Annotated in this window: 18 protein-coding genes and 2 tRNA genes (1 of these 20 running past the window's edge); 12 read left to right on the forward strand and 8 right to left on the reverse strand. The window is 70.9% G+C overall.

All coding sequences use genetic code 11. From position 1 onward, the window contains the following. Positions 1 to 5: 5 nt before the first annotated feature. Positions 6 to 2,297: an NADP-dependent malic enzyme gene (locus tag MFF64_RS16215; RefSeq protein ID WP_099905794.1), complete on the reverse strand. Its 2,292-nt coding sequence runs from the start codon at positions 2,295 to 2,297 to the stop codon at positions 6 to 8. A gap of 244 nt (positions 2,298 to 2,541) precedes the next feature. Here MFF64_RS16215 and mutS point away from each other — a divergent pair, with 244 nt between their 5' ends. Further along, positions 2,542 to 5,319: a DNA mismatch repair protein MutS gene (gene mutS / locus MFF64_RS16220; protein WP_438823079.1), complete on the forward strand. Its 2,778-nt coding sequence runs from the start codon at positions 2,542 to 2,544 to the stop codon at positions 5,317 to 5,319. A 154-nt stretch (positions 5,320 to 5,473) separates the two neighbouring features. Here mutS and MFF64_RS16225 read toward each other — a convergent pair whose 3' ends face one another. The 4 genes from MFF64_RS16225 to MFF64_RS16240 form a co-directional block, all read right to left on the reverse strand. After that, on the reverse strand, positions 5,474 to 5,716 hold the full coding sequence (locus MFF64_RS16225; RefSeq protein ID WP_133123372.1) for a hypothetical protein: 243 nt from the start codon (positions 5,714 to 5,716) through the stop codon (positions 5,474 to 5,476). A 382-nt stretch (positions 5,717 to 6,098) separates the two neighbouring features. Beyond that, positions 6,099 to 7,367: a S8 family serine peptidase gene (locus tag MFF64_RS16230; RefSeq protein ID WP_238191530.1), complete on the reverse strand. Its 1,269-nt coding sequence runs from the start codon at positions 7,365 to 7,367 to the stop codon at positions 6,099 to 6,101. A gap of 286 nt (positions 7,368 to 7,653) precedes the next feature. Further along, positions 7,654 to 8,076, reverse strand: a complete 423-nt coding sequence (locus MFF64_RS16235) for a response regulator (RefSeq protein WP_273557154.1) — start codon at positions 8,074 to 8,076, stop codon at positions 7,654 to 7,656. Continuing rightward, positions 8,073 to 9,221, reverse strand: a complete 1,149-nt coding sequence (locus MFF64_RS16240) for a PAS domain-containing protein (RefSeq protein ID WP_309296454.1) — start codon at positions 9,219 to 9,221, stop codon at positions 8,073 to 8,075. Before MFF64_RS16240 ends, MFF64_RS16235 begins: the two co-directional genes overlap by 4 nt. Positions 9,222 to 9,454: 233 nt before the next feature. Between MFF64_RS16240 and MFF64_RS16245 the strand changes: the two genes are divergently transcribed. Together MFF64_RS16245 and MFF64_RS16250 are read left to right on the forward strand one after the other, a co-directional pair. Beyond that, positions 9,455 to 10,792, forward strand: a complete 1,338-nt coding sequence (locus MFF64_RS16245; RefSeq protein WP_099903253.1) for an AmpG family muropeptide MFS transporter — start codon at positions 9,455 to 9,457, stop codon at positions 10,790 to 10,792. Between the two features lie 113 nt (positions 10,793 to 10,905). Next, a complete protein-coding gene (locus tag MFF64_RS16250) occupies positions 10,906 to 11,880 on the forward strand; it encodes an EcsC family protein (RefSeq protein WP_099903250.1) in 975 nt (324 codons plus the stop codon). Here the strand turns inward: MFF64_RS16250 and MFF64_RS16255 are convergent. After that, positions 11,844 to 13,247, reverse strand: a complete 1,404-nt coding sequence (locus MFF64_RS16255; protein WP_238191535.1) for a leucyl aminopeptidase family protein — start codon at positions 13,245 to 13,247, stop codon at positions 11,844 to 11,846. The genes MFF64_RS16250 and MFF64_RS16255 overlap by 37 nt on opposite strands. Before the next feature lie 135 nt (positions 13,248 to 13,382). On the opposite strand from MFF64_RS16255, the gene MFF64_RS16260 reads away from it, so the two are divergent. Beyond that, the gene (locus MFF64_RS16260; RefSeq protein ID WP_099903972.1) at positions 13,383 to 13,568 is read left to right on the forward strand and encodes a hypothetical protein; all 186 of its coding nucleotides are present in this window, start codon (positions 13,383 to 13,385) and stop codon (positions 13,566 to 13,568) included. A gap of 90 nt (positions 13,569 to 13,658) precedes the next feature. Then, complete coding sequence (locus MFF64_RS16265) at positions 13,659 to 14,495, forward strand: tetratricopeptide repeat protein (protein ID WP_099903974.1); 837 nt, start codon at positions 13,659 to 13,661, stop codon at positions 14,493 to 14,495. 347 nt (positions 14,496 to 14,842) lie between these two features. Here the strand turns inward: MFF64_RS16265 and MFF64_RS16270 are convergent, their stop codons facing one another. Next, a complete protein-coding gene (locus tag MFF64_RS16270; protein WP_099903976.1) occupies positions 14,843 to 15,802 on the reverse strand; it encodes an aliphatic sulfonate ABC transporter substrate-binding protein in 960 nt (319 codons plus the stop codon). 557 nt (positions 15,803 to 16,359) lie between these two features. Between MFF64_RS16270 and MFF64_RS16275 the strand changes: the two genes are divergently transcribed. After that, entirely contained in the window at positions 16,360 to 17,049 is a 690-nt protein-coding gene (locus MFF64_RS16275) for a glutathione S-transferase family protein (RefSeq protein ID WP_238191538.1), read from the forward strand. A gap of 86 nt (positions 17,050 to 17,135) precedes the next feature. Then, positions 17,136 to 18,641: an ATP-binding protein gene (locus MFF64_RS16280; RefSeq protein ID WP_238191541.1), complete on the forward strand. Its 1,506-nt coding sequence runs from the start codon at positions 17,136 to 17,138 to the stop codon at positions 18,639 to 18,641. Between the two features lie 6 nt (positions 18,642 to 18,647). Here the strand turns inward: MFF64_RS16280 and MFF64_RS16285 are convergent, their stop codons facing one another. Continuing rightward, positions 18,648 to 19,040: a DoxX family protein gene (locus MFF64_RS16285; protein ID WP_099900237.1), complete on the reverse strand. Its 393-nt coding sequence runs from the start codon at positions 19,038 to 19,040 to the stop codon at positions 18,648 to 18,650. A gap of 372 nt (positions 19,041 to 19,412) precedes the next feature. Here MFF64_RS16285 and MFF64_RS16290 point away from each other — a divergent pair, with 372 nt between their 5' ends. The 5 genes from MFF64_RS16290 to MFF64_RS16310 all read left to right on the forward strand — a co-directional run. Beyond that, the gene (locus MFF64_RS16290) at positions 19,413 to 20,003 is read left to right on the forward strand and encodes a PilZ domain-containing protein (RefSeq protein ID WP_238191543.1); all 591 of its coding nucleotides are present in this window, start codon (positions 19,413 to 19,415) and stop codon (positions 20,001 to 20,003) included. 377 nt (positions 20,004 to 20,380) lie between these two features. Continuing rightward, positions 20,381 to 20,716, forward strand: coding sequence for a hypothetical protein (locus tag MFF64_RS16295; RefSeq protein WP_133123080.1), 336 nt, complete (start codon positions 20,381 to 20,383; stop codon positions 20,714 to 20,716). A gap of 146 nt (positions 20,717 to 20,862) precedes the next feature. After that, entirely contained in the window at positions 20,863 to 22,296 is a 1,434-nt protein-coding gene (locus MFF64_RS16300; RefSeq protein WP_099900242.1) for an NAD-dependent succinate-semialdehyde dehydrogenase, read from the forward strand. A 121-nt stretch (positions 22,297 to 22,417) separates the two neighbouring features. Beyond that, positions 22,418 to 22,494: transfer RNA gene (locus tag MFF64_RS16305), tRNA-Arg, on the forward strand. A gap of 82 nt (positions 22,495 to 22,576) precedes the next feature. Continuing rightward, a tRNA-Arg gene (locus MFF64_RS16310) sits at positions 22,577 to 22,630 on the forward strand; it runs 123 nt beyond the window's last position.

The following is a 22,630-nucleotide window of genomic DNA, read 5'->3' on the forward strand; positions in this document are numbered from 1 at the left end:
CGGGATCAGCCCCCGATATTATAGGCCGCGAGCGCCGCCATGTTGACGAGGTCGGAATCCGTCGCCCCGAGCGGGACGATCTGCACCGCCTTGTCGAGGCCGACGATCAGCGGCCCGAGCACCTGTGCGCCGCCGAGTTCCTGCAGCATCTTGGTAGAGATCGAGGCCGAGTGGAAGGCCGGCATCACCAAGACGTTGGCCGGCTGCTTCAGGCGACTGAACGGGTACTGGGCGAGCAGGTCCTTGTTGAGCGCGACGTCGGCCGACATCTCGCCGTCATACTCGAAATCGACCCGCATCCCGTCGAGGATCCGCACCGCCTCCTGCACCTTCTCGGCCCGCTCGGCCTTGGGGAAGCCGAAGGTGGAGAAGGAGAGCATCGCCACCCGCGGCTCGTAGCCGAGGCGGCGGGCGACGCCGGCGGCCTCGATGGCAATGCCAGCCAGCTCCTCGGCGCTCGGCATCTCGTGGATCGCCGTGTCGGCGACCAGCACCACGCGGCCGCGGGCGAGGCAGAGCGAGACGCCGATCACCCGGTGGCCGGGCTTGTGGTCGATGACCCGGCGCACGTCCTCCAGCGCGATCGAGTAGTTGCGGGTGGTGCCGGTCACCATCGCGTCGGCGTCGCCGAGCGCCACCATCGAGGCCGCGAAGTGGTTGCGGTCCTGGTTGATCAGGCGCTGGCAGTCGCGGAACAGGAAGCCCTTGCGCTGCATCCGGGCATAGAGGAACTGCGCGTAGACGCTGTTGCGGTGCGACTTCGCGGCGTTGTGGATCTCGATGTTGTCGCGGCCCGAGAGATCGATGCCGGCGGCCTCGGCATTGGCCATCACCCGGTCCTCGCGCCCGACCAGGATCGCGGTGCCGAGGCCCTGGTTGACGAAGGAGATCGCGGCGCGGATCACCACCTCCTCCTCGCCCTCGGCGAAGACGACGCGCTTGGGGAACTTGCGCACCCGCTCGAACACCCGGTTCAGCGTGCCGGCGACGGGGTCGCGCCGCGCCGAGAGCTGGGCCCGGTAGCGGTCCATGTTGTCGATCGGCTTGCGGGCGACGCCGGTCTCCATCGCGGCCTTCGCCACCGCCGGCGGGATGGTGTGGATCAGGCGCGGATCGAACGGCACCGGGATGATGTATTCGCGCCCGAAGCGCGGGCGCGTGCCCTGGTAGGCCGCCGCCACCTCGTCCGGCACATCCTCGCGGGCGAGCGCCGCCAGCGCCTGCGCCGCCGCGATCTTCATCTCCATGTTGATCGTGGTGGCGTGCACGTCGAGCGCGCCGCGGAAGATGTAGGGGAAGCCCAGGACGTTGTTGACCTGGTTCGGGTAGTCCGAGCGCCCGGTCGCCACGATGGCGTCGTCGCGGACCTGGGCCACCTCCTCGGGGGTGATCTCCGGGTTGGGGTTCGCCATCGCGAAGATGATCGGCTGCGGCGCCATCGAGGCGATCATCTCGGGCGTGAACGCGCCCTTGACCGAGAGGCCGAACGCGATGTCAGCGCCCTCCATCGCCTCCTCGAGGGTCCGCTTCGAGGTCGCGACCGCGTGGGCCGACTTCCACTGGTTCATGCCCTCGGTGCGGCCCTGGAACACCACGCCCTTGGTGTCGCAAAGGATCACGTTCTCGGAGCGGAAGCCGAGCGCCTTGACGAGCTCGATGCAGGCGATGCCGGCCGCCCCCGCACCGTTGACGACGAGGCGCGCCTCCGCAATGTCGCGACCGGTCAGGTGCAGGGCGTTGATCATGCCCGCCGCCGAGATGATCGCGGTGCCGTGCTGGTCGTCGTGGAAGACCGGGATGTCCATCAGTTCCCGCAGGCGCTCCTCGATGATGAAGCACTCGGGGGCCTTGATGTCCTCCAGGTTGATGCCGCCGAAGGTCGGGCCGAGATAGCGCACGCAGTTGATGAACGCGTCGGCATCTTCCGTGCCGACCTCGAGGTCGAAGGAATCGATGTCGGCAAAGCGCTTGAACAGGACCGCCTTGCCCTCCATCACGGGCTTGGAAGCCAGCGCGCCGCGGTTGCCGAGGCCGAGGATCGCGGTGCCGTTCGAGATCACCGCCACGAGGTTGCCCTTGGCGGTGTAGTCGTAGGCCAGCGCCGGATCGTCCGCGATAGCGAGCACCGGCACGGCGACGCCGGGCGAGTAGGCGAGCGACAGGTCGCGCTGCGTCGCCATCGGCTTCGTCGCCACCACCTCCAGCTTGCCCGGGCGGCCGTGCTGGTGGAACTGCAGCGCCTCCTGGTCGGTGAAGGTCGGGCGCTTGCGGCGGGTGACGGGGCGGGACTCGCTCATGCCAAGCTCTTCTCGTGCGACCAGGATCATACTCTGGGGGATCCGTCCCTTAGGGCCATGATCCGGCCGGCTCAAGCGGCGCGGCGGCGCTAACACCCGCTTGCGCGCCATTTTGCGGCGGGGATGACCATCCCCATCTTCCCCGTTGTGCCGGTCTAGAGCGTGGCCGCGGGCTTCTGGTAGTCTGGCGGACCAGGATCGCCGCGGATCCGACCACAGCCCAAGGTCTACGGCCCGAGATCTCATGACGATGGACAGCGACACCGGCCGCCTCCTGCGCGACGAGGCCTACGAACCGGCCGATGCAGGCCCCCCGCCGCCCGCCCGCGGCCGGCGCGCCGCGTCCGCCGACGACGAGACCAAGATCTCGCCGATGATGGCGCAGTACATCGAGATCAAGGCGGCGAACCCCGATTCCCTGCTGTTCTACCGCATGGGGGATTTCTACGAGCTGTTCTTCGAGGATGCCGAGATCGCCTCGCGCGCGCTCGGCATCGTGCTCACCCGCCGCGGCAAGCATGGCGGCGCCGACATTCCGATGTGCGGCGTGCCGGTGGAGCGCTCCGACGACTACCTCCAGCGGCTGATCGGGCTCGGCCACCGGGTCGCGGTCTGCGAGCAGACCGAGGACCCGGCCGAGGCGAAGAAGCGCGGCTCGAAATCGGTGGTGCGGCGCGAGGTGGTGCGCCTCGTGACCCCCGGCACCATCACGGAGGATCGCCTGCTCGATCCCGGCCGGGCCAACGTGCTGCTGGCGCTCGCGCGCCGGCGCGCCTCGGACTCCGCGTGGCTGTACGGGCTCGCCGCCGTCGACATCTCGACCGGGCGGTTCTCGCTGGGCGAGGTCGAGGGCACCGGGCTCGCCGCCGAGATCGCCCGGCTCGATCCCCGCGAGATCGTGATGGCGGAGGCCATCCACCAGGATCCCGACCTCGCCCGGCTGTGGCGCGACTCCCGGTCCGCGGTCACGCCGGTCGGGCGCGGCGACGTCGATCCCGCCTCCGCCGAGCGGGCGCTGAAGGAGCAGTTCGGCGTCCAGACCCTCGACGGGTTCGGCGCCTTCAGCCGGGTCGAGGTCGCGGCGGCGGGCGCGGTCCTGCACTACATTGCCCGCACCCAGCTCGGCGCCAAGGTGACCCTGAGCCCGCCGACCCGCCAGGCGGCGGGCGCGAGCCTGATGATCGACGCGGCGACGCGGGCGAACCTCGAACTGACCCGCACCCTGTCGGGCGAGCGGGCCGGGAGCCTGCTCGCCGCCATCGACCGGACGGTCGGCGGAGCCGGTGCCCGGCTGCTCGCCGAGCGGCTTGCCGGTCCCTCGACGGATCTCACGCTGATCCGGCGCCGGCACGACGCGGTGGAATTCCTGGTGAGCGAGGGGGCCTTGCGGGCGGAACTCCGGGCCGAGCTGGCCCGCGCCCCCGACATGGCCCGGGCGCTCACCCGGATCGGCCTCGGCCGGGCCGGGCCCCGCGACCTCGCGGCGCTGCGCGACGGGCTGCTCGCCGCCCGCGGCATCGCCACGGCGCTGGCCGGGGCGGGCGCGCTCCCGGGCGAGATCGGCAAGGCCGCCCGCATCCTGGCCGGGCTCGACGAGAGCCTCGCCGACGACCTCGCCGGCGCCCTCGCCGACGACCTGCCCTTGCAGCGCCGGGACGGCGGCTTCGTGCGCGAGGGCTACCGGCCTGAGCTGGATGAATCCCGCACGCTCCAGCGCGACTCGCGCCAGGTCGTGGCCGGGCTCCAGGCCCGCTACGCGTCCGACACCGGCTGCCGCACGCTCAGGATCAAGCACAACAACCTGCTCGGCTACTACATCGAGGTGCCGCAGGCCTTCGGCGAGACCCTGCTGAAGGATCCCTGGCGGGCCACCTTCGTCCACCGCCAGACCATGGTGGACGCGATGCGCTTCACCAGCGTCGAGCTGGGCGAGCTGGAGACCAAGATCGCCAACGCCGCCGGGCGCGGCCTCGCCCTCGAACTCGAGATCTTCGAGAACCTGTCACGGGCGGTGATGGCGGAATCCGACTCGATCGTGGCGGCGGCGAGCGCGCTCGCCGCCCTCGACGTCGCGGCCTCGCACGCGGAACTCGCCGTCGAGCTGAACTGGACCCGTCCCACCGTCGACGACAGCCTCGCCTTCCGGATCGAGGGCGGGCGCCACCCCGTGGTCGAGGCGGCGTTGACCAAGACGGGCGAGGCCTTCATCGCCAATGCCTGCGACCTCTCCGGCGACAAGGCAGGCCAGATCCTCCTCGTCACCGGCCCGAACATGGGCGGCAAGTCGACCTTCCTGCGCCAGAACGCGCTCATCGCGGTGCTGGCCCAGATGGGCGCCTACGTGCCGGCGGCTCACGCCCATCTCGGCCTCGTCGACCGGCTGTTCTCCCGCGTGGGTGCTGCCGACGACCTGGCGCGGGGCCACTCGACCTTCATGGTCGAGATGGTCGAGACCGCCGCGATCCTGAACCAGGCGACCCGCCGCTCGCTCGTCGTGCTCGACGAGATCGGCCGCGGCACCGCGACCTTCGACGGCCTGTCGATCGCCTGGGCCTGCCTCGAGCACCTGCACGGCGCCAATGGCTGCCGGGCGCTCTTCGCCACCCACTTCCACGAGCTGACCGGCTTGGCGCAGCGCCTCGATCGGCTCTCCAACGCCACCCTCAAGGTGACGGAGTGGAAGGGCGACGTGGTCTTTCTGCACGAGGTGGTGCCCGGCGCGGCCGACCGCTCCTACGGTCTCCAGGTCGCGCGGCTGGCCGGCCTGCCCGCCCCGGTGATCGCCCGCGCCAAGGCGCTGCTGGCCGAACTGGAGCGGGGGGAGGGCGGTCCGGGCCGGCGCAAGGCCCCCGCCGAATTGCCGCTCTTTGCCGCGATGCCGGCTGCTCCGCCGCCAGCGCCTCCGGTGGAGAAGCCTGACCCGATCGGCTTGCTGCTCGACGGGATCGATCCGGATTCGTTGAGTCCGCGGGAGGCGCTGGATGCGCTCTATCGGCTCAAGGCGGCGCGGGCGGAGGGGTGAGACCCCAGCCCCATGATACGCTCGGCTGCTACCTCGTGGCCGTCACGACAATCGCCCGGCCGCGCTGCGGCCGGGCGAAGAGGCAATCCTAGCACGGTCATCGATCGTGCCGCATCGTCCATTGTGAGCCGGCGTCCGTTCGTCCACCACCATCTCACTGCGGTACTTTCTCGTCCATGTCCGGCAATTGGAATGTTGCCTGCGGCCGAACCGTCTCGACGCCGGCAACCGACTTGAAGGTGCCGATAAGTCCGCTGTCGCTCGTCCCGACAATTGTGCGAAAGCGCGGAATCGTTTCCTGAATGTGCAAGCCCTTTTCTTCAAGAGACTTTGCAACATTTTGTATATCGGCGCGCTTATCTTTTTCCACCATAATTATCATTCCAACGTCAGCCATGGTGTTTCCCCATCTTGACAAGATTCATAAGTGTATAAGCGTAATGTCGGGTGATTCGATCCCGTACGCAAGCCGCTACGGGGACACAGGTTCGCTTTGTCCGCTGCCATCATGTGCGCCGTCCGATGATACGGACGCGGCTCGTGATCACCGCGCCCTATCGGGGGCACACGGAAGGCGGGGCCTCTCGTCATCGCGCAGTATCATTCATCGAAATGGTTGCCGGTTCGGCTACGAGAGTGACGCCGCCGCGGGACGCGAGGCAGTGTTACGCGCGACAGCTCTGCTCGGGTGACCGGCGCCTTCGCGCCGGGCTCGCACGAACTCGTCCGCCCCCGGCGCGTGACTCCCGGAGCGAAGTCATTCGGCGGCGCCGCGCAGATCAGACGCCCGCGCCCTGGGGGCACTGAACGAGGCCGCTGCCGTGGTCCCGCGCCGAGCCGGTCTCGCGAGCCGCGGCGGTCAGTGCCTCCCACAGGCGCCGCCCGCGCAGGGATGGATCCATGCAGGCGAGCAGGGCGGCGACGCCGGCCACGTGCGGGCAGGCCATGCTGGTGCCCTGGAGCACGCGCGACAGCCGGGGGCGGGGGAAGGACGAGTAGACCGACACGCCCGGACCGGCGATGTCAAGCGTCGTCCCGTCCTCGTTCACCGCGCCGCAGGAGAACGGCGCCACCTTCAGCTTTGGATCGACCGCTCCGACCGCCATGATCGAGGGCGAGTTGGCCGGAGCGCCGATTGGGGCGATGTAGCCGTAGTCGCGTCCGCTCTCGTTGCCGGCCGCCGCGACGATCAGGCAATCCTCGTCGAGGGCGGCGAGGCCAGCCTCCTCGTAGAGCGGGTCATGGGGCTCGTCCGGCCGGGTCGGTCGGCCGAGGGACATCGAGATGACGGCGCATTTCTCCTCGATCGCCCAGTTCATGCCTCGGATGATGTCCCCCTCGGTTCCGGCCCCGCGATCGTCCAGAACCTTGCCAATGTAGAGGTCGACATCCGGTGCGACGCCGTAGCGCCGGCCGATCCTCGACGCCGCCGGGCCGGCGAGCGTGCCGGCCGTGTGGGTGCCGTGCCCTTGGACATCCTGCACCGACCCGTCCGGCACGAAACTCCGGCTGACGATCCTGCGTCCGTTGAAGTCGGGATGGTCGAAATCGAGGCCGGTATCGAGGACCGCGACTCTGATCCCCTTGCCGCCATAGGGCGTGAGGTCGGCTCCGATGGCCTGGAGTCCCCAGGTGAACCGATCGTTGTCGGCGTAGACCGCCACTGTCGCGGCGGGCATGCTCGCCGCTGCCACGACCGCGGGCGACGTCACCGCACCGGGATAGCCGTTGGCCAGGATCGAGAGCCCCTCCCGCACCCAAGCGGCGTAGCGCCTCTCGAGTTCGCTGATGGCGAAGAGGTAGAATTCTGGCCGCACGATCACGCCTCCCTCCGCCTGGAGGCTTGCGACGCGCGCACCGGCATCCTGCTGCGGCTGAATGATCGCAACCTTGAATCGGTCGATGACGATACCGCCCTCCGGCGCGTTCGGACTCGGAGCTGGCAGCGACGCGTTCCCGACCTCGCGCACGTCGAGCGCGCGGATCCCGGTCCGATCCGCAATGAGCGCTTGCGCTTGTGCGGCTTCAATCTCGGGTGCGAACTTCACGATGTAACGTCCCGTCGCCTGCGGCCGCGGCGGTTCCGGAAAGAATTTTTTCGAAATCACGATGCCATCTCTTGCGTCGGTAGATTTGCAAGAGAATCGATATCACATCGAATTTACAGTTCTCAAGTGGAATGATCTAAGATTTATGCTGTGGTATTATTTCCGTATGATCAAATGCAGGCTGCAATTAGTCAGTGATATTGGTGTATAATATATAATAAAACCGCTGATCTTGCCACAACGATCGAATGTCTGATCGTTGGCACACAGCGCATCGCTGTTCGTTCTAAGGTGCCGGCGCCAGCACCACCCCGTCCGGCACCTCCGCCGGCACGCCACCGTGATACCGCCCCGCCACGTAGGCCAAAGCCGCGCGGATCACCCGCTCGGAATAGGGCTTGGCGATGATCCCGACGGCCCCGGCGAAATCCGGCGGGACGCGCTTGGCGTTGGCGGTGGTGAACAGCACCGTGGTCCCGGGCCGGGCGCTCAGGGCCTGCGCCACCGCGACGCCGGTCGGGCCGTCGGCGAGGTGGATGTCGACGAGCGCGATGTCGGGGGCGAGGTCGCGAGCGAGCGCGATCGCCTCGCCCGAGCGGGCCGCGACGCCGACCGGCACGTAACCGGCCTCCTCCAGCAGGCATTCGAGCTCGAGGGCGATGAACGCTTCGTCCTCGACGATCATGACCCGCAGGCCGCCCCCGCTCAACGCCTGCTTCCCGAATGACCGGTTCCCAAGGGCAGGACGACGTAGGCGCGGGTGCCGGGGCTGAGGTCCTCGAAGGTGAGGCTGCCGCGCAGCTGGCGCACCAGCATGCCGACGAGGTCGCGGCCGAAGCCCTCCGGGTTGTCGGGTTCCGCCGGCATGCCGACGCCGTCGTCGCGGATGTCGAGGATCAGGCGCTCGTCCTCCGCCCGCGCCGTGATGGCGACCCGGCCGCTGCGCTCGCCCGGGAAGCCGTGCCGGACCGCGTTGACGGCGAGCTCGTGCACCAGGAGCGCCAGGGGCGCGGCCATCGAGGCCGGCACCGCCACCGCCGCGACATCGACCGAAAGGGCGATGCGGTCCGAATCGAGCCCGGCTTCGAGGTCGGCCGCGAAGTCTGTCGCGAAGTCGCGCAGGTCGAACCGGGCGACGTCGCTCACCGAGTAGAGCAGGCGGTGGGCGGTGGCGAGCGCGCCGATCCGGTCGGCCATGCTACGCAAGACGTCGCGGCAGGCGGGGTCGCGGGCGCGTCGCGCCTTGAGCAGCACCAGGGAGGAGATGACCTGGAGGTTGTTCTTCACCCGGTGGTCGACCTCGTGCAGCAGAGCCGTCTGCTGGTCGAGGGCGGCCTGGAGCGACCGGTTGCGCGCCTCGAGATCGTGGGCGAGGCCGTCCTTCTCCCGCGCCAGCGCCCGCTCGGCTTGGCGGGTCCGGGTGACGTCGGTGAGCACCGCGAAGTAGGAGCGGACGATCCCGGCCTCGTCCCGCACCGGGGTGAGGGTCATGTCGTTCCAGAACGGATGGCCGTCCTTGCGGTAGTTCAGGAGGTCGACCCGCAGGGGCTCGCCCCGGGTCACCGCGTCCCGCACCCGGGCGATGACCGAGGGGTCGGTGTCGGGGCCCTGCAGGAAGCGGCAGTTGCGGCCGATCACCTCGTCGGCCGCGTAGCCGGTGAGCCGGCAGAACGCGTCGTTCGTGAACACGATCGGGTTGTCGGGCAGGGCAGGGTCGGTCATCACCATCGGCGCCGCGCTAGCGCGGAAGGCGGCCAGGAACGGCGCATCGGAGGCTGACGCCTCCGGGAGCGGCGCCTCGTCCGCGCGCGTCGTCCTCGTTCCGGCCTCCCTCGGAGCATTGAACCCGATCATCCGCAACCCGCCCGTCCGCGGCTCAGCCCCGCGCGGCCGATCCGCGGCGGAGCGGGGCCGTGGCCCCCTCTCCTCAGCGAACCCGCGACCGGGGGCTGGGTTCCCGATGGTCACGTAAGCTGCGGTGGACGCAATATTAATTCTTCATCCATCATGATCCCGCCCACATGCTGGGGTCGACTGCGCGATGGTTGCCGCATGCGGTGCCTCACGCCTGGAGGACGACGATCACGATGACCAAGACGGCCGGGAGAGAGGGCACGGGCTGGCTCGCCCGCACCGGCGCCACCCTGCGGGACGTGGCGGCGGATCGGCGGATGGCCCTGATGCTGGTGCTCGGCTTCGGCGCCGGGCTGCCGATCCTCCTCGTCTTCGCCACCCTGTCGGCCTGGCTGCGCAGCGCCGGGATCGAGCGCTCGAGCATCGGGCTCCTCAGCTACGTGTCGCTCGCCTACACGCTGAAGTTCCTCTGGGCCCCCGTCATCGACCGGATCGACCTGCCGGTGCTGTCGCGGCTCCTCGGCCGGCGCCGGGCCTGGATGCTTCTCTCCCAGATCGCCGTGGCGGTGGGTCTCCTGGCGATGAGCCGCGGCGACCCGGCGGGATCCCTCGGCTACACCGTGGTCTGTGCCCTCGTGATCGCCTTCGCCTCGGCGACGCAGGACATCGTGGTCGACGGCTGGCGCATCGATTCCGCCCCGACCGAGCGGCAGGGCATGATGCTGGCCTCCTACCAGCTCGGCTACAGCCTCGCGCGCATCTGCGCCGGGGCCGGCGCGCTGTTCGTCGCCGACGCCTTCGGCTGGGCGCCGGCCTATGGCAGCATGGCGCTGCTGATGCTCGTCGCCATCGTCGGCACCCTCGCCGCACCGAAGGTGCAGGCGCGGGATCCGGGGCCGCGGCGCGGCTGGCGGCACGCCCTGCGCGAGGCGGTGGTCGATCCCTTCGCGGACCTCGTGCGCCGCAAGGGCTCGGGGCTGGTGCTGATCCTGGCGCTGATCACCGTCTACCGCCTGCCCGACATCGTGTCGGGCATCATGGCGAACCCGCTCTACATCGACATGAAGTTCTCCCTGTCGGAGATCGCCACGGTCTCGAAGGTCTACGGCGTCTGGGTCGGCATCGCCGGGGCCTTCGCGGGGGGCATCGCGGTGAGCCGCCTCGGCCTCTACCCGGCACTGCTGATCGGCGGGATCGCGGCCTCCGCCTCGAACCTGATGTTCGCCTGGCTGGCGCTTGCCGGCCACGACCTGCCGCTCCTCGTCGCCAGCATCAGCATCGACAACTTCGCCGGCGCCTTCGCGGGCACGGCGCTCATCGCCTACATGTCGAGCCTGACCTCGCCGGCCTTCGCGGCGACGCAATACGCGCTGCTCTCCTCGCTCTACGCCCTGCCAGGCAAGTTCGTCGGCGGCCTCTCGGGCTTCGCCGTCGAGTCGCTCGGCTACCCGGCCTTCTTCGTCATGACCGCCGCCGTCGGCATCCCGGTGACCCTGCTGTGCCTGGGCTTGCGGATGCTGCCCGGCGAGACGGAGCCGGCGTCGCCGGAGGAACTGCCGGCCCGGGCGTGACGGCCGGGGCGCCCGCCCAAGCTGCCCGCCCCAGCTGCCCGCCCCTTGCGGAACCCGCCCCCGGCGTCCCAGCTTTATCCGGCGAATCGCCCGTCATCCGCGAGGGAGCGCCCGTGTCCGAGATCGTCGCCGTCGAGCCCGCCCCGTCCCCCGTCCCGGTCGGGGCGCCGGAGCCGTTGAGCGCCGAGGACCGGGGCGCCTTACGCCGTGCGGTCGCAGCGCTGGAACGCCCGAGCCTCGCCGGCCGGCTCTCCGCCATGGCGGGCGCGCCCCTCGACCTCATCACCCGCGCCCTCCCGACCCCCGTCGTCGACGCAGTCGGCCACGCCACCGAGACGGCGATGCGCGGCGCGCTGCACGTGGCTCTGGCGACCCTGCCGAAGGCGGCGGAGGCGCCGTCGGAGCCGAGGGCGGAGGCCAGTGCCCTGGCCCCGCTCGGTCCCGACCTCTCGCCCTCCTGGCGTGCCCGGGCGATGGAGCTGCTGGAGCGCTTCCCGCCCGGCGACCGTGGCCACAAGGCGCTGGCGGCCGTTTCCGGCGCCATCGGGGGCGCCTTCGGCATCACCACGCTCGCCGTCGAACTGCCGCTCTCCACCACCCTGATGCTGCGCTCGATCGCCGAGATCGCCCAGCGCGAGGGCGAGGACTTGGGCGATCCGGAAGCCGCGCTCGCCTGCATGCAGGTCTTCGCGCTCGGCGGCCGCGGTTCGAGCCAGGCCGAGGGGGCGACCGGCAGCGCGGCCGAGAGCGGCTACTTCGCGGTGCGCGGTGCGCTCGCCAAGGCGATGTCGGAGGCGGCCCGCTACGCCGCCGGGCGCGGCCTCGTCGACGAGAGCGCGCCGGCGCTGATGCGCTTCGCCGGCCAGGTCGGTGCCCGCTTCGGGGGCGTGGTCTCGCAGAAGCTCGCCGCCCAGGCGGTGCCGGTGCTGGGCGCCCTCGGGGGGGCGGCCGTCAACACCGCCTTCATGGACCACTTCCAGGCCATCGCCCGCGGCCACTTCACCGTGCGGCGGCTGGAGCGCCGCTACGGCAAGGCGGTGGTGCGGGAGGCCTACGAGGCGGAGCGCGCGGCGCTCGGCACCGCGTAGCGGCTCTTGAGAAGGGCGTAGACGAGGCGCGCGGTCTGCACCTCGCCGCCTTCCGGCCGGCCGGGCTTGGTGCTCGGGTTCCAGCCGTAGAGGTCGAGATGGACATGGGTCTTGGCCGCCGGCGCGAAGCGGCGCAGGAACAGGGCCGCCGTCACCGCCCCGGCGAAGGGGCCGCCCGAGACGTTGTTGAGGTCGGCGACCTTCGAATCGAGCAGGGAGGCGTAGGGCGCCCAGAGCGGCATGCGCCAGACCGGATCGTGGACGACGAGACCGGTGGCGGCGAGTTCCGCCGCGAGCGCGTCGTCCTCGGTGAACAAAGCCGGCAGGTCGGGGCCGAGCGCCACACGGGCCGCCCCCGTCAGGGTGGCGAAGTCGAAGACCAGCTCGGGCGCCTCCTCGTCGGCGAGGGAGAGCGCGTCGGCGAGGATCAGCCGCCCCTCCGCGTCGGTGTTGCCGATCTCGACGGTGAGCCCGCGCCGGCTCGCCAGCACGTCGCCGGGGCGGAAGGCGTCGCCGGCGACCGCGTTCTCGACCGTCGGGATCAGCACCCGCAGGCGGAGGGGTAAGCCCGCTCCCATGACCATCTCGGCGGCGGCGAGCGCCACCGCGGCCCCGGCCATGTCCTTCTTCATCAGAAGCATCGCGGCGGAGGGCTTGATGTCGAGGCCGCCCGTATCGAACACCACGCCCTTGCCGACGAGGGTCACGCGCGGCGCGTCGGAAGCGCCCCAGGTCAGGTCGATCAGGCGCGGCGCCCGCGGCGAGGCCCGGCCGACCGCGGCGATGAGCGGAAATCCCTGCTCCAGCGCCTCGCCGGAGATCACGGTGCAGGCGGCGCCGAAACGTGCGGCGAGCGCCCGTGCCGCCGCCTCGATCTCCGCCGGACCGAGGTCGTTTGCCGGCGTGTTGACGAGGTCCCGGCCCGCCGCTACCGCATCGGCGATACGGTCGATCTCGGCGGCGTCGACGCCCTCCGGCGCGACCAGCCGGGCCTTCGGCGCCGCCCGTTCGCGGTAGCGGCCGAAGCGGTAGCCCGAGAGCCGCCAGGCGAGCGCCGCGAGGGCCGGATCGCCGGGCAGGCCCTCGAGACGATAGGTCCCCTCGGGCAGGGCCTCGGGCAGGCGCCCGACCGCGAACGGATCGGACCGGCCGCCCGCCTCGACCCCGAACAGCACCAGGGACAGCGCCCCGTCCTGCCCCGGCAGCAGGGCGGTCCGGCCGGGCTTGGCCTCGAAGCCGGAGGCGCGCGCGAAGGCGGCGGCGAGCGGCGGCAGCTCCGCCGCCAGCGCCGGCCAGCCGGCGGCGTCGACGCAGCGGATCGGGATGGCGTCCTCGGTCGCGGGCAGGAGCGTGGTCACGCGGGGCATCCCTTCCTTCGAAAGGCCGGAGGGGGAGCCAAGACGCCGCTCTTGTCAATGCTCGCGAGCCGGCCGGTTCCGGGGAACCCCGGCGGCTCTGCGGCGTCACCCCGGACGAGACGGCAATGCGCGAAGGAGACCCCCATGGCCGAGGAGCAGAAGCCCATCAACCCGCTGGAGCGGCGCGAGACCATCGGCGTCGAGGACGGCAACCGCCATGACGGCGAGCCGGTGACCCCGAGCCGCCACGGCGTCGGCACCGACCGGGGCGGGGCGAAGGCGCCGCAGCCGGCCCCGAAGGCGACCCCGTCGGACACGCCGCAGCGTTAACGGCGGATTAGGGTTAACGACATATCACCACGGTCACGAGGGCCGTGGGAGCGGGGTTGCCACATCCCAGGCCCGCCCCTGGAGTGGCCGATGCCCGCGACCGTCGAGACCCGTCCCGTCCGCTCGAATCCCCTGCGGCGGCTCGCCGTCGCCGGCGTGATGGCCTTGATGGCGTCGGGTTGCCTGTCGCGCCAGCCCCTGACCACCGGCTCGATCGATGCCAGCGCCCCGGCGGACACCGCCCGGCGCGATGTCGGGCGCCTCGCCGCACGCTACGAGCGGGACCCGGCCGATATCGGCACGGCGATGGCCTACGCCCAGGCCCTCCGGGCGACCGACCAGGGCGCCCAGGCCGCGGCGGTGCTGCAGCAGACCGCCCTGCGCAACCCGAAGAACCCGGCGGTGCTCGCGGCCTACGGCAAGAGCCTGGCCGAGGTTGGCCGCTTCGGCGAGGCGGCCGAGGTGCTGCGCAACGCCCACTCGCCGGCGAACCCCGATTGGCGCGTGCTCTCCGCGCAGGGCGCCGTGGCCGACCAGATGGGCGACCACGTCCAGGCCCAGCGCTACTACGAGGCGGCGCTCAAGATTGTGCCCGGCGAGCCGGCGGTGCTGTCGAATCTCGGCCTCTCCTACGCCCTTGCCAAGCGCCTGCCCGAGGCGGAATCCACGCTCCGCCAGGCGAGCGCCGATCCCCGCGCCGATGGGCGGGTGCGCCAGAACCTCGCCCTGGTGCTCGGCCTGCAGGGCCGCTTCGGCGAGGCCGAGCAGGTGCTCACCCGCGACCTCGGCCCGGCGCAAGCCGCGCAGAACGTGGCGGCGCTGCGCGCCTCCATGTCCCAGCACAACACCTGGAAGGCAACGAAGGCGGCCGAGAAACCGGGTGGTGGGAAGGCCGCGCATCCGCAGGTGGCGGCGTCCGCGATGTGACCGAAGGATCGCGAGGTTTGGGGCCGACCTCGTCCCTCGATGGCACGCTCCCGTCCCCTGGATCTCTCGCTTCGCTTCAGGGCTTGTTCGAGTTGGCCGACCGAATGGAAACCCTCCTCGACCTCACGGGGCCACGAAAGCGGAGCCCGGGATCCCTCACCGGCGATGGTGCAGGACGAGTCCGACCGCGATCCGTCTCTTTCTCCGATGTCGGCGGTTAGGGATCCCGGATCCTCGACTGCGCCGTCCCGGGCCGTGGCGGCCTGCGCTCGGCAGACCCGGATGCCGCTCGGAGTCTGTCGGTTGCTGCGGCGGTCCGGTACGTTATCCCCGTGTCGCTGCCTCCCTCACGCCGGAGGTGGCGTCCACACCGCGTCGCGCACGGTGATCGCCCGCGGGATCAGGCCGAGGCGGTGGAAGCGGTCGGCGGTGGCCTGCTGTCCGTCGAGGATCCGATCCGTCAGCGGGCGGACGGCGAACTGCGTGCGGTCGGCCGCCGCCTTCTGGATCGGGAGCGGGATGCCGGTGACTTCGGCGAGCGCCTGCGCCACCTGCGCGCGGTGACCCTCGGCCCAGACCGCGCCCTGCTCCAGCGCCCGCAGGGCCGCGCCGACGACCGCCGGATGGTTATGCGCGAAGGTCTTGTTGGCCAGGAAGTAGCCGGAGACGTCGAGAACCTGACCCGAGGTGGTGAGCACCCGGGTCGCGTCGCGCGCCTGTGCGATGGCGAAGAACGGATCCCAGATCGCCCAGGCCTCGACGCTGCCTCCCGTGAAGGCCGATCCGGCATCGGCCGGCGAGAGGTAGACGGGCGTGATGTCGGTGAAGCTCAGGCCGGCCTTCTCCAGGGCAGCGACCAGCAGGTTGTGCGAGGAGGTGCCGCGGGCCACCGCCACCTTGCGGCCCTTGAGATCGGCGACGGTGCGGATCGGCGACGAGTCCTTGACGAGGATCGCCTCGCCCTCGCCGGAGGGCGCCGCGGCGGCCGTATAGACGAGGTTGCCGCCGGCGGCCTGGGAGAAGATCGGCGGTGCGTCGCCGGTATAGCCGAAATCGATGCTGCCGGCATTGAGCGCCTCGAGCAGGGGTGGGCCGGCCTGGAACTCGAACCAGCGCACCTTGACGCCGCGATCGGCGAGCTGCTTCTCGATCAGCTGCTGCTGGCGGGTGACGACGATCAGACCGATCTTCTGATAGCCGATCCGGAATTCCTTCGGGGCAGTCTCCTCGGCGGCGCGGGCCGACCCCGCCGCCAAGGCGCCCGCCGTCATCAGCCCCGCGAGGACGGAGCGGCGTGTCGGATGCATCGTATCGACTCCAGCAGAGGTGATCCGGCACCACGCGGCAGTCGTCGCGGGTCTTCCGGAAGTCCGGAGAAGGTCCCATTCCTCCGCTCCATCGTCAATAAATGGGAAAACCAAACTCGGACGTGTGGAGAAACATGATTTCTCCGGTGCGGGATCGCGATGGAATTCCCTTCTTGTCGGCTGAAGGGCTGGCCGGGGAAAGAAGCAGCGCGGGCTTGCTCCTCTCCCTGCGGGCGGGGAGAGGGCTCCGGGGATCGGAACGATCCCACCATCTCGTCGTGCGAGCGGGAAGCCCGGGATCTGACGGGGGGAGGAGAGGGCCCTGCGTCCCTTCTCGGTCCCGCCGCCCGCGGAGACAGGAGGGACCCAGCGCCTCGATTCCCCCCGGAAGCCCTGCCTCAGCCCGGGGCGGGTTCTGGCCAGCGGCAGCCGTGGGGCGACGGATCGGCCGTTCTTCCGGGAGAAGACGGCGCCGCGTTGCCCCCTTCGCCAGCACCGGCCATGATCCGCCCCGCCAAGCCGCCCGGCTCACCAGGGCGCCGCCGGAGGAAACACCCTTGTCCCGCGTGCTCTACGAACTCGCCGCCGCCGATCCGGACCGCCGCTTCAGCCCGTTCTGCTGGCGCATCCGCCTCGCCCTCGAGCACAAGGGCCTCGCCTTCGACGGCCGGCCGTGGCGCTTCACGGAGCGGGACGCGCTCGCCTTCTCGGGCTCGGACAAGGTGCCGGTGCTGGTCGAGGACGGGCGGGCGATCGCCGAATCCTCGGCCATCGCCGCCCACCTGGAGGCGGCCTATCCGGACCGGCCGTCGCTGTTCGGTGGTACGGCGGGGCTGGCGCTGACCCGGTTCCACGTCGCCTGGACCGATGGGGTGCTGCACCTCGCCCTGGTGCCGCTCCTCCTCCTCGACATCCACCGCCACCTCGACGACGCAGACCGGGCCTATTTCCGCCGGAGCCGCGAGGCGCGCTTCGGCAAGCCGCTGGAGGCGGTCTGTCCCGACCCGGAGGCGCAGCTCGCGACCCTGCGGCGGACGCTCGCGCCGGTCCGCGCCGTTCTGCGGCATCAGCCCTTCCTCGGCGGCGACGCGCCGCTCTACGCCGATCACGTGGTGATGGGCGCCTTCCTGTGGGCCCGCGGCGTCAGCGCGCTGGCGCTCCTCGAAGCCGACGATCCCGTCGAGGAGTGGCGGAAGCGGATGCTCGACCGGATGGGGGAGGGGTCCCGGGCGCTCACCTTCGGCTGACGCGAACTCCCTGTGGACCCCGGTCCGGGGTGCGGATCGGGGCCGCTCCGGCCGTGTTACGAGTCGGGCCATCGCAGGGAGCCGAGATGACGATCAGCGTCGAGATGGGGGTGGCGAGCGGCCGGCCGGCCGCCCTCGACCTGGAGGAGCTGCTGGCGACGCGCCTGCTGGTGCAGGGCAATTCCGGCTCGGGCAAGTCGCACCTCCTGCGCCGGCTGCTCGAGCAGAGCGCGCCGCACGTGCAGCAGGTGGTGATCGACCCCGAGGGCGATTTCGTCACCCTGGCCGACGCCCACGGCCACGTGGTGGTGGAGGGCGACCACGGCGAGGCCGACCTGCAGCGCATCGCCGCGAGGGTGCGGGCGCACCGGGTCTCGGTGGTCCTGACCCTGGAGAGCCTCGACGTCGAGGCGCAGATGCGCGCCGCCGCGGCCTTCCTCGGCGGTTTGTTCGAGGCCGAGCGCGACCACTGGTACCCGGTGCTGGTGGTGGTCGACGAGGCGCAGCTCTTCGCCCCGGCCGCCGCCGGCGAGGTCTCGGACGAGGCCCGCAAGGCGTCCCTCGGCGCGATGACCAACCTGATGTGCCGCGGCCGCAAGCGCGGGCTCGCCGGCATCATCGCGACGCAGCGCCTCGCCAAGCTCGCCAAGAACGTCGCCGCCGAGGCGTCGAACTTCCTGATGGGCCGCACTTTCCTCGACATCGACATGGCCCGGGCCGCCGACCTCCTGGGCCTCGAGCGGCGCCAGGCCGAGAGCTTTCGCGATCTCGAGCGCGGCCACTTCATCGCGCTCGGCCCCGCCTTGTCGAAGCGCCCGCTGCCGATCGCCATCGGGCCGGTGGCGACCTCCGCCCGCTCGTCGAGCCCCAAGCTCGTGCCGCTGCCGAGTCCGGCCGCCGGCGACTCCTTGCGCGAGCTGATCCTGACGCCCGCCGAGAACGAGCCGGTCTGGACCCCGGCGCCCCGCCCGGCCCCGACCCCGCGGGCGACCCCGACCGACCTCTTGCAGCAGCTCGCCCAGTATCGGCCGCCGGAGCCGGTCGAGGTGGCGCCGAGCATGAGCGAGGCGGAGCGGGACGCGGCCCTGTCCGACATCCTGCGCGAGATCGCCGCTGATCCGGACGCTGCCCACCACCCGATCGCGGTGCTCTACCAGGACTTCCTCGTGCGCTGCCGGATGCGCCGGCTGCCGGGCGAGCCCCTCGATCTCGGGCGTTTCCGCCGACGCCTCGCCATCGCGCGGGCTGGCGTCGACGGGGAGGCGGCGGAGGGCGACGAGGCCGAGGCCGTGATGGCGGCCTGCGCCGGCCTGCCGGAGGAGGTGCAAGGCCTGTTCCTGCTGCTCGCCCGCGCCGCTCGCGCCGGTGCGCCGTGCCCCTCCGACGACGCGCTCGCCCGCGCCATCGGCTCGCGCTCCCCGGGCCGGGCGCGGCGGCTGCTCGCCTATGTCGAGAGTCGCGGCGCCGCGGTGTGCCGCACCGATTTCCGCGGCAATCGCGTCGTCGCCCTGCCGGGCTTGGGCTGCGAGACCGCGCCCGGCAACCCGAAGGGCGGCGCGGAGGAGCCCGCCGGCCTGTTCGCGGCGGAATAGGGGCTTTCAGGCCCGCGAGGCCTGAAGGCTCGCGGGCACCAGTTCGCCCCGGCGCGCGAAGGCGAGACCGGCGCTTGCGCCGAGCAGCACCAGGGCGGGCACCGCCATCACCACCGGGTCGCCGGCGCGCAGGTGGCTGAACGCCGCTCCGATCATCACGGCGGCGATGAGGAGCGCGCCGTAGGCCACGGTGCCGCGGCCCCACAGCAGCACGGCGCCGAGCAATTGCGCCGCCCCGACCGCGTACATGAACCAGAGCGGGTAGCCGAAGCGCGCGAAGCCCGCGACCTCGAACGGCACGGCGAGGAACTTCATTCCGGCGGCGGTCACGAAGACGGCGGTGAGCAGACCGCGCAGCAGAAGGCTGCCGAAATGCGGCCCTGTCGATGTCGGTGCCATGGTCCAGATCCCGCTTGGTTGTTGTCGTTCCGGCTCTGCGGCCGTGACGCTTGAGTAGGGCTGCGGGATTGCCTCGTGATTTCGTGCCGTGTGTCGTCGCATCAGGCTATTCTCGTCCCGAGGACTGGATTCTCGCCGGGTTCGAGATCGGGCCGAGGAGGGCCGGCTCCCGGCAGGGCGGCCGGTCGGCCCGCCGATAGGCGTCGGCCCGCGCTCCGGACCTGCGATCGCCGCGATCCTCGATCGCCGCGATCCCATGCACCCTGCATTAAGCCTCGTGGTGGATTGTGGATGCCGAGCGGCAAGCGGCCTTGCGGCTGGCCGAGCGTCGCGCGATGCTACCATCGCGTTTGTAAGATCTTGGCGGATACCTTGAAGTTGCATCTCCAGCCCGAGCCCGAACCAGGTCTCCGGTCGATCCAGATCCGGGTCGGTGGCCGCTACCTGCTGCCGGGCGGGGTGGAGCATGTCTGCGAGACCCGCAGCCTCTCCCTCGCGACGATCGACGTGCTGGCGCCGGAGAGCGGCCTGCCGGGCGACCCCGTCACCCTCTACCTCGACGATGTCGGCCCGGTGACGGGGGTGATCCAGACGATCGCGCCGGACGGCTTCACCCTCGCGGTGGAGGTGGGACCCGAGCGCCGCGCCCGCTTCGCCGCTCGCCTCGACTGGCTCGCCGGCCAGGCGAACGGAAAGGCCGACCAGCGAAGCGACCCGCGCATCGTGCCGAATACCCGCACCGTCGAGGTCCGTCGCGCCGACGGCCGGGTTCTGCCGGCAACGATCATCGACCTGTCGATGACCGGCGTGGCCGTCGCGGTGAGCGACGTCCCGCCGGTAGGCGAGGCGGTGACCGTCGGCAAGCGCCGAGCCACGGTGGTGCGCCACCTCGAGAACGGCTTCGCCGTCACTTTCCGGCTGCCGTTCCGGCCCGAGACCTTCGGCCGGCACGTGGTGCTCTGACTGGCCCTCCCGTACGACGTCTGCACAGAAGAAGGCCGCCCTCGCGGGCGGCCCGAAGTCTTGGAGGAACGCCCGTCAGGGCCCCTTCTTTCTACGCGCCGCCGCATGCCGCCGACGTGCGTGCGCGCACATGAGCGCCCGGCGACGATGGAGCCACGCCCGGGCCGGATCGTATCGCGTCCGAGCGATTACCGCACGCTGTGAAGATCCGCTCTGCCAATCGCCGAGGTACGGAGAGTGCAACCGACGCACCGTACGGAAATTTAATCCGGTTGCGGCTAAGTCTTCCGCATCGTCGACGCGGCGGTCGGTGCCAGAGGGGACGAGGGATGCACGGACAATACCGGAGCAGCGGGATCGAGCGCCTCGATCGCGGAATGAACCGCGGTGGAGATCGGGGCTTCGACCGCGACTACGAGCGCGGTGACGTCCGCATCGTCGTCACGGCCGCCCCGGCGGAGCATAAGAAGGAGCGTGTCTCCTCTTACCTGCCCTGGCCGGTGAAGCTCGTCCTCAAGCTCGGGCTGGTCGTCGCCGGGCTGCTCGCCGTCTTCGTGCTGCCGAACTACCTCGATTGCCGCGGCCAGCGGGATTCCGGCCTGTTCTATTACGGCATGACGGTCACAGCCTGCACGCGCCAGAACGTCTACGGCCAGATCGGTGCCACCCAGAAGCGGTTCGAGGACATCGCCCGCGCCATCGGTGGACGCTGACGGGGGCGAGGCTCGGGACTCTGTCAGGTGATGCACTGACAGACAAGGTGCGCGCAGGCACGAGGCCTTGCGCGGCGGTGCCTGTCCGGCCGGAGGGGATTGCCTTAGTTAGGGCCCGTCCCCTCCGGAACGAGGATGAGCCCCCGATGTTCCCAGACGTGAAGCTTCACATCGCCGGCGAGTGGCGCGCAGGCAGCGCCGGCCAGACGATTCCGATCCTCAACCCGGCCACCGGCGAGACCCTGAGCCAGCTCGCCGTCGCGACCCGCCAGGACCTCGACCAGGCCCTCGAGGCGGCCGACCGCGGCTTCAAGGCCTGGCGCAAGGTCTCGGCCTTCGAGCGCAGCAAGGTGCTGCGCAAGGCCGCCAACCTGATGCGCGAGCGCGCCGACGAGATCGCCCGGATCATGACCCTGGAGCAGGGCAAGCCGGTGGCGGAAGCCAAGATGGAGGTGCTCGGCGCCGCCGACACCATGGACTGGTTCGCCGAGGAAGGCCGGCGCGCCTACGGCCGGGTGATCCCGCCCCGGGCCGAGGGGGTGATGCAGCTCGTCATCCGCGAGCCGGTCGGCCCGGTCGCGGCCTTCACGCCCTGGAACTTCCCGATCAACCAGGCGGTGCGCAAGGTCTCGGCGGCGCTCTGCACCGGCTGCTCGGTGATCCTCAAGGGCCCCGAGGACACGCCGGCGAGCTGCACCGCCCTGATCCAGGCCCTGCTGGACGCCGGCGTGCCCGGCGACGTGCTCGGCCTCGTCTACGGCGACCCGGCTGAGATCTCGTCGTACCTCATCCCCCACCCGATCATCCGCAAGATCACCTTCACGGGCTCGACCGCGATCGGCAAGGAACTCGCCGCCCTCGCCGGCAAGCACATGAAGCGCGCCACGATGGAGCTCGGCGGCCACGCCCCGGCGATCGTCTTCCGCGATGCCGACGTGAACAAGGCCGTGCAGGTGCTCGGCGCCAACAAGTTCCGCAACGCCGGCCAGGTCTGCGTCGCGCCGACCCGCTTCCTCGTCCACGATTCGGTGTTCGACGCCTTCGTGGACGGCTTCGTGGGCTTCTCCCGCGACCTCAAGGTCGGCAACGGCCTGGAGGAGGGGGTGAAGATGGGCCCGCTCGCCCATGGCCGCCGCATCGAGGCGATGGAGGGCTTCGTCGCCGATGCCGAGCAGAAGGGCGCGCACTTGCGCACCGGCGGCAAGCGCATCGGCAACCAGGGCAACTTCTTCGAGCCGACCGTCTTCACCGACGTGCCCCTCGACGCCCGGATCATGAACGAGGAGCCCTTCGGGCCGATCGCCGCGATCCAGCGCTTCTCGGACGACGAGGAGGCCTTCACCGAGGCCAACCGCCTGCCCTACGGCCTGGCCGCCTACGCCTATACCCGCTCGGCCGAGACCGCCACCAAGCTCGCCACGCGGGTGGAGAGCGGCATGATGTCGATCAACCACCACGGCATCGCCCTGCCGGAGACGCCCTTCGGCGGCGTGAAGGATTCCGGCTACGGCAGCGAGGGCGGCTCGGAGGCGATCGAGGCCTACCTCAACACCAAGTTCGTCACCCAGGCGGGCTTCTGAACGGGGGAGGGGCCGACCGTGAGGCGGCCCCTCTTCCGCTGGCGAAATAGGGGTTGCCAAGCCGGGGCGAACCCCTTAGATCCCACCTCCACCGGCGGGGCGCACCGCTCCCCCCGGTCAGGCGCCCGTAGCTCAGCTGGATAGAGCACCAGACTACGAATCTGGGGGTCAGAGGTTCGAATCCTTTCGGGCGCGCCATTTCAAACTTGTGACGTCGCGGTGTGGTGGGGCTTATGCCCTGATCCGCTGCACTATAGTCGAAGGTTAACTCTTCGATCGGGCGCCCGTAGCTCAGCTGGATAGAGCACCAGACTACGAATCTGGGGGTCAGAGG

This window comes from Methylobacterium frigidaeris (assembly GCF_022179185.1).
Lineage (GTDB): Bacteria > Pseudomonadota > Alphaproteobacteria > Rhizobiales > Beijerinckiaceae > Methylobacterium > Methylobacterium frigidaeris.

Excerpts from the sequence above, each read along its gene's own strand:
- MFF64_RS16245 (WP_099903253.1), top strand. The coding sequence starts at position 9,455 with ATGACCAAGACGGCCGGGAGAGAGGGCACGGGCTGGCTCGCCCGCACC.
- MFF64_RS16240 (WP_309296454.1), bottom strand. The coding sequence starts at position 9,221 with ATGATCGGGTTCAATGCTCCGAGGGAGGCCGGAACGAGGACGACGCGC.
- MFF64_RS16280 (WP_238191541.1), top strand. The coding sequence starts at position 17,136 with ATGACGATCAGCGTCGAGATGGGGGTGGCGAGCGGCCGGCCGGCCGCC.
- MFF64_RS16265 (WP_099903974.1), top strand. The coding sequence starts at position 13,659 with ATGCCCGCGACCGTCGAGACCCGTCCCGTCCGCTCGAATCCCCTGCGG.
- MFF64_RS16295 (WP_133123080.1), top strand. The coding sequence starts at position 20,381 with ATGAACCGCGGTGGAGATCGGGGCTTCGACCGCGACTACGAGCGCGGT.
- MFF64_RS16285 (WP_099900237.1), bottom strand. The coding sequence starts at position 19,040 with ATGGCACCGACATCGACAGGGCCGCATTTCGGCAGCCTTCTGCTGCGC.
- MFF64_RS16215 (WP_099905794.1), bottom strand. The coding sequence starts at position 2,297 with ATGAGCGAGTCCCGCCCCGTCACCCGCCGCAAGCGCCCGACCTTCACC.
- MFF64_RS16255 (WP_238191535.1), bottom strand. The coding sequence starts at position 13,247 with ATGCCCCGCGTGACCACGCTCCTGCCCGCGACCGAGGACGCCATCCCG.
- MFF64_RS16260 (WP_099903972.1), top strand. The coding sequence starts at position 13,383 with ATGGCCGAGGAGCAGAAGCCCATCAACCCGCTGGAGCGGCGCGAGACC.
- MFF64_RS16300 (WP_099900242.1), top strand. The coding sequence starts at position 20,863 with ATGTTCCCAGACGTGAAGCTTCACATCGCCGGCGAGTGGCGCGCAGGC.
- mutS (WP_438823079.1), top strand. The coding sequence starts at position 2,542 with ATGACGATGGACAGCGACACCGGCCGCCTCCTGCGCGACGAGGCCTAC.
- MFF64_RS16225 (WP_133123372.1), bottom strand. The coding sequence starts at position 5,716 with ATGGCTGACGTTGGAATGATAATTATGGTGGAAAAAGATAAGCGCGCC.
- MFF64_RS16270 (WP_099903976.1), bottom strand. The coding sequence starts at position 15,802 with ATGCATCCGACACGCCGCTCCGTCCTCGCGGGGCTGATGACGGCGGGC.